Source organism: Chamaesiphon sp. GL140_3_metabinner_50 (assembly GCF_025361915.1).
Classification (GTDB): domain Bacteria; phylum Cyanobacteriota; class Cyanobacteriia; order Cyanobacteriales; family Chamaesiphonaceae; genus Chamaesiphon.
Genome location: NZ_JANYJC010000159.1, coordinates 1 through 4,940, shown reverse-complemented (window position 1 = coordinate 4,940; position 4,940 = coordinate 1). Strand labels below are relative to the sequence as shown.

2 protein-coding genes and 1 pseudogene are annotated in these 4,940 nt (G+C 47.6%); all 3 read left to right on the top strand.

The features are described 5' to 3' along the window. Positions 1–420: 420 nt before the first annotated feature. Positions 421–2,349, top strand: coding sequence for a hypothetical protein (locus tag Q0R35_RS08255; protein WP_295615960.1), 1,929 nt, complete (start codon positions 421–423; stop codon positions 2,347–2,349). Between the two features lie 166 nt (positions 2,350–2,515). Beyond that, entirely contained in the window at positions 2,516–4,423 is a 1,908-nt protein-coding gene (gene mnmG / locus Q0R35_RS08250) for a tRNA uridine-5-carboxymethylaminomethyl(34) synthesis enzyme MnmG (protein ID WP_295615957.1), read from the top strand. Between the two features lie 121 nt (positions 4,424–4,544). Further along, positions 4,545–4,940, top strand: a pseudogene (locus Q0R35_RS08245) (Uma2 family endonuclease); the annotation flags it as partial.

The window sequence follows — 4,940 nt, the reverse complement described above, 5'->3', positions numbered from 1 at the left end:
TTTATTCGGGGGTTCCCCCCGAATAAAAAAACGACAAGACAGGGGGATTCTGGTTTCCGCACGAAGCCCAAAAACCCGATCGGATTGCCTCTCAAGACATGTCCAAAGTGAGTTTTCACCCTTGAGAGTCTATAAGTTCATGGTAGGCGCAGTCGATCGATTGCACCTGCCATGAATTTCTGATTTTTACGCCAAAAGATTGACAATATCGGGACGATCGCTGAAAATCTCGATCGAGATCGGATCTGGTAAGATTTTAGGATATTATTGTTTAACAAATACTAACTACATCGCCTAGCTAGCAATTAGATATCGGGCGATCGATAGTGACGGCAGGATCGAACTGTAAAAGTATTTACCCCTCCTGACTAGCTAGTTTTGTCCCACCTACATTGACTTTCGCCGAATTTCGGTTAATATATGCACTCAGCCACGCGACTGGATGACCTCAAAATATTAGAGTGTTTTCTGCAAAACTCTCTTCACGCTCACTTAGGGCGGATTATTCCATTTAGGGTGCAGTGCTTATATAAAGATGATACCCTATGGGTACTCGCTCAACATCCTCAAGATGCCGCGATCGACAGCTCCGATACCTTTAGAGTCTTAGAACGCGCACTTCAAGCCGAAGAGCCAAAAATTCCCTTAGCAGTAAAATTATATCTGCGATCGGAAGGCAATCAACGCCCATACTCTCAACAAGGTTTTACAGTCTACCCCCTCGTCAAAAAAACCGTACCGGGCGAAGCCGCACCTGCCATGACAGGCACGATCGACGATAGAATCGCTTTAGAGCGCGATCGTCGTCTGGTAAACGGTACACCTGTGGAGATCTCAACTAAGCATATGGAAAACTCCGACATCACGCCATCAACAGTTCCAGAGATCGTCCCGAACGATAAAGAAGTTGTCGAGATGGTCGCGCGCCAGAGTGCTGGTGCTAATTATTCCTCAGATCGACTCGTGACGATCGATGCCGATGCATTTGCCGCCAATATCGAGAATTCTTTTGGCACTGCTGATGAGAGTTATCAGTCAGCTTACCCGGCAGCCACCAATCGCCGCAACAAATATATTTTACCAATTCTGGGTGGTCTGGGGGCACTAGCCGTCGGTACGGGAGCTGGATATATGGGAACTCGTCCCTGCGTGTTATCGACCTGTACGGAGCTGACAACTGCCTCTGGAACGATCCAATCGGTACTGGAAACCATCAAAAAACCCCAAGTTACCGGACAAGAAGCTTTAGTCGCCCAAAAACAGCTCCATCAGAGTGTCGATGCCCTCGAATCGATTCCGATGTGGTCTGGTAGCTATGGTGCCGCTCAAAATACCCTCAAAACTACCCTCCCCCTGACTCAAGATCTAGACACCACAGTGCTGGCGATGAATCAGGCATATAAAGCCACCACGATCGTCAAAACCCCGCCCCTACCGCTGTTAAAATGGCAGCAGAGCAAACAAATCTGGACGGAATCGATCGCCAATTTAGGCAGAATTCCGACCTCCAGCCAAGTTTATCCCCTCGCCGTTCAAAAACGCACCGAGTATCAAGGGCGAGTGGTCGATATCGATAAGCGGATCGAAATTGAAACTATTGCCGACCAAAAACTCAAATCGGCGACAGACGGAATTAAGGCGGCGACTCAAACCCAAGCTACTGCCAAATCATTAACAGAGTGGCGATCGGTCAAAGGACAGTGGGATAATGCTAGCACCCAGCTTGGTGCCATTCCCGCCACGACGATGGCTTATTCCCAAGCCCAAGAACTCCTTAAATCTTACCAACCTCGGATTACTAACGCCCAAGCCAAAGTTCTGGAAGAAGAAAAAGCCACTCTCAACTATCAAACCGCCGTCAAACTAGCACAATCGGCTAAAGTGTCCCAACAGAGCAACCAACTCGCTCAAGCTGTTACTCAGTGGAATCAGTCGGTAGTAGCAATTCAAAGTATCCCCCAGACTAGTTCTGTTTATACACAAGCAAAACCACTAGTTGCTGAATACACGAAAAATTTTCAACAAGTAGACGAAAAATTTAAAACTACCCAAAAATTAGCCCTCGCCAATAAAGATCTCCAACGCACTTGTGCGGGTACACCCCAGATTTGTACTTACACGCTCACAGATAAATCGATCGTGATTAGATTGATGTCCCTATATACCCAGACGCTCAAACAGACAGCGGTTGCCGCATCTAATCAACGCGATGGCAATGCCAAAGTGGGGATTCTCAACCATGTTAATACCCTGGGAAATGCCCTGCAAGCTATTAGCGAAAATGCCAAACTGCCGATCCAAGTTTATGGATCTGACGGTCGGCAAATTCAAAATTATCGACCCCAGTAATTTTAGATCGCTCTAAAAAAATAGGTAGGGGTAATTCACGACCCTACCTATTTTTATGTCGATCGCCCAGACCATTGCTCGATCGGGAGAATATAATAGAAGTAGACTCGATCGCACTTAAATCTCTGGGCGGAAAAGTTAATATTCAGCTCCTCCCCCATCAATTATGAATCCTGACGTTAAATTCCAAGATGCCTTCGATGTTATTGTTGTCGGTGCTGGACATGCAGGCTGTGAAGCCGCACTAGCAGCCGCGCGCTTGGGCTGTCGCACCCTCTTACTCACCCTCAACCTCGATAAAATCGGCTGGCAACCTTGCAACCCAGCCGTCGGCGGCCCAGCTAAATCTCAGCTCACCCACGAAATCGACGCGCTGGGCGGCGAAATTGGCAAAATGGCCGATCGTACCTATTTACAGAAACGGGTCTTGAATGACTCGAAAGGGCCTGCTGTGTGGGCATTACGCGCGCAAACCGACAAGCGTGAATATGCAGCAGTAATGAAAAATATCGTCGAAAATCAGGATAATCTCACCATTCGCGAAGGAATGGTGACAGATTTGGTTTTGGATGCCAATAATAAGGTCATTGGTGTAGAGACTTATTTTGGCGTGGCGTTTGAATGTCAGGCAGTAATTCTGACGACTGGGACATTCATGGGTGGGACGATTTGGGTAGGTAATAAATCGATGTCCGCCGGACGCGCGGGTGAATTTGCCGCCACTGGATTGACAGAAACCCTGCACCGTCTGGGCTTTGAAACTGGCAGACTCAAAACTGGTACCCCCGCGCGAGTGGATAAGCGATCGGTAGACTATACTAAAATGGAACCACAACCGGGCGATAACCGCGTGCGCTGGTTTAGTTTCGACCCAGATGTGTGGGTAGAGAAAGAACAGATTCCTTGTCATCTCACGCGCACGACTGCGGCAACCCATCAGTTAATTCGCGACAATCTCCACCTGTCCCCAGTATATGGCGGCTGGGTAGATTCTAAAGGGCCGAGATATTGTCCGAGTATCGAAGATAAAATCGTCCGTTTTGCCGATAAAGAAAGCCACCAGATTTTTATCGAACCCGAAGGACGCGATATTCCCGAATTGTATATTCAAGGATTTTCAACTGGCTTACCCGAAAGTCTCCAAGTCGAAATGTTGCGGACGCTCCCAGGGATGGAATCGTGCGTAATGTTGCGTCCGGCTTATGCGGTAGATTATGACTACATCCCCGCGACTCAATGCTATCCCACCCTGATGACCAAAAAAATCGAGGGGCTATTTTGTGCGGGACAAGTAAATGGTACCACTGGCTACGAAGAAGCCGCCGGACAAGGATTCGTCGCCGGGGTAAATGCAGCGCGATTTGTCAACCACCAGGAGATGATTGTATTTCCCCGCGAACACAGTTATTTGGGCACTCTCATCGACGATTTATGTACCAAAGACTTGCGCGAACCCTATCGAATGCTCACCAGTCGATCGGAATATCGGCTATTATTACGATCGGATAATGCCGACCAAAGACTAACTCCATTAGGTCGAGAAATTGGCACGATCGATGATAGACGCTGGGAGTTATTTACCAGCAAACAAGCCCAAATTGTCGCCGAAAAAGACCGACTCGAACGTACTAGAGTCAAAGAACTCGAACCCACCGGGAAAGCGATTACAGCAGCAACTGGAGAAGTTATTAAAGGTTCCATTACCCTCGCCGAACTCTTGCGTCGTCCGGGCTTCCATTACCCGCATTTAATTGAGTTTGAATTGGGTAATGACAATCTCGAAATAGCCGAACGCGAAGGTGCCGAAATTGAGATTAAATATGCCGGATATTTGAGTCGCCAACAACACCAAATTGACCAAGTGAGCAAACAATCCAATCGCAAACTCCCCAGTAATATCGATTATCAGGCGATCGGAACTCTATCCAAAGAATCGCGCGAAAAATTAGCCCAAATTCAACCCGCCACCATCGGACAAGCCACCCGCATCGGCGGTGTCAATCCCGCCGATATCAATGCCTTATTGATTTGGCTAGAAGTACGCAATCGCAAAACAACTCCGCAGACTGTGTAAATTTGAACAGAAACCCGACTGTCTTGTCTCGCTAAACCGTCGGGAAACAAAGGCGTGCGCGAGCCGCTTTTTGAAAAAGTCGGGTTTCTAGCCAACTCTCGATCGTCAGAGGTTATATCCTATGAATACTGCCGTTATCATCGATCTTCCAGCTAGAACAAGTTCCTGGCGTAATGCCACTTGGACTGAGTATTTAGAACGCGTTGAAAATCTCGACGAACAAGAGCGCGTTTTTTTTAATTTAGATACAATTTGGATCGATATGGGCAACGAAGGCATCAATCACTCGCGATTTAACGAATTATTCTCATTGATATTATTTGTCTGGTTCTCTAGGCAAGCTGATGTGAAATTCGATCTGTTGGGTGGTTGCGTAATGGAGAAACCTCAGACTCAAAGTGCCGCACCCGATAAAGTGCTGTATGTTGGTGGTAACTCTCCAAAATGGAAACCAGGAGAACCGCGCCGAGTTAATTTAGAGCTGTGGCGCGTACCCGATCTAGTTGCGGAGATTTCC

Coding starts and splice junctions, on each gene's coding strand:
- Q0R35_RS08255 (WP_295615960.1), top strand. CDS start 421: ATGCACTCAGCCACGCGACTGGATGACCTCAAAATATTAGAGTGTTTT.
- mnmG (WP_295615957.1), top strand. CDS start 2,516: ATGAATCCTGACGTTAAATTCCAAGATGCCTTCGATGTTATTGTTGTC.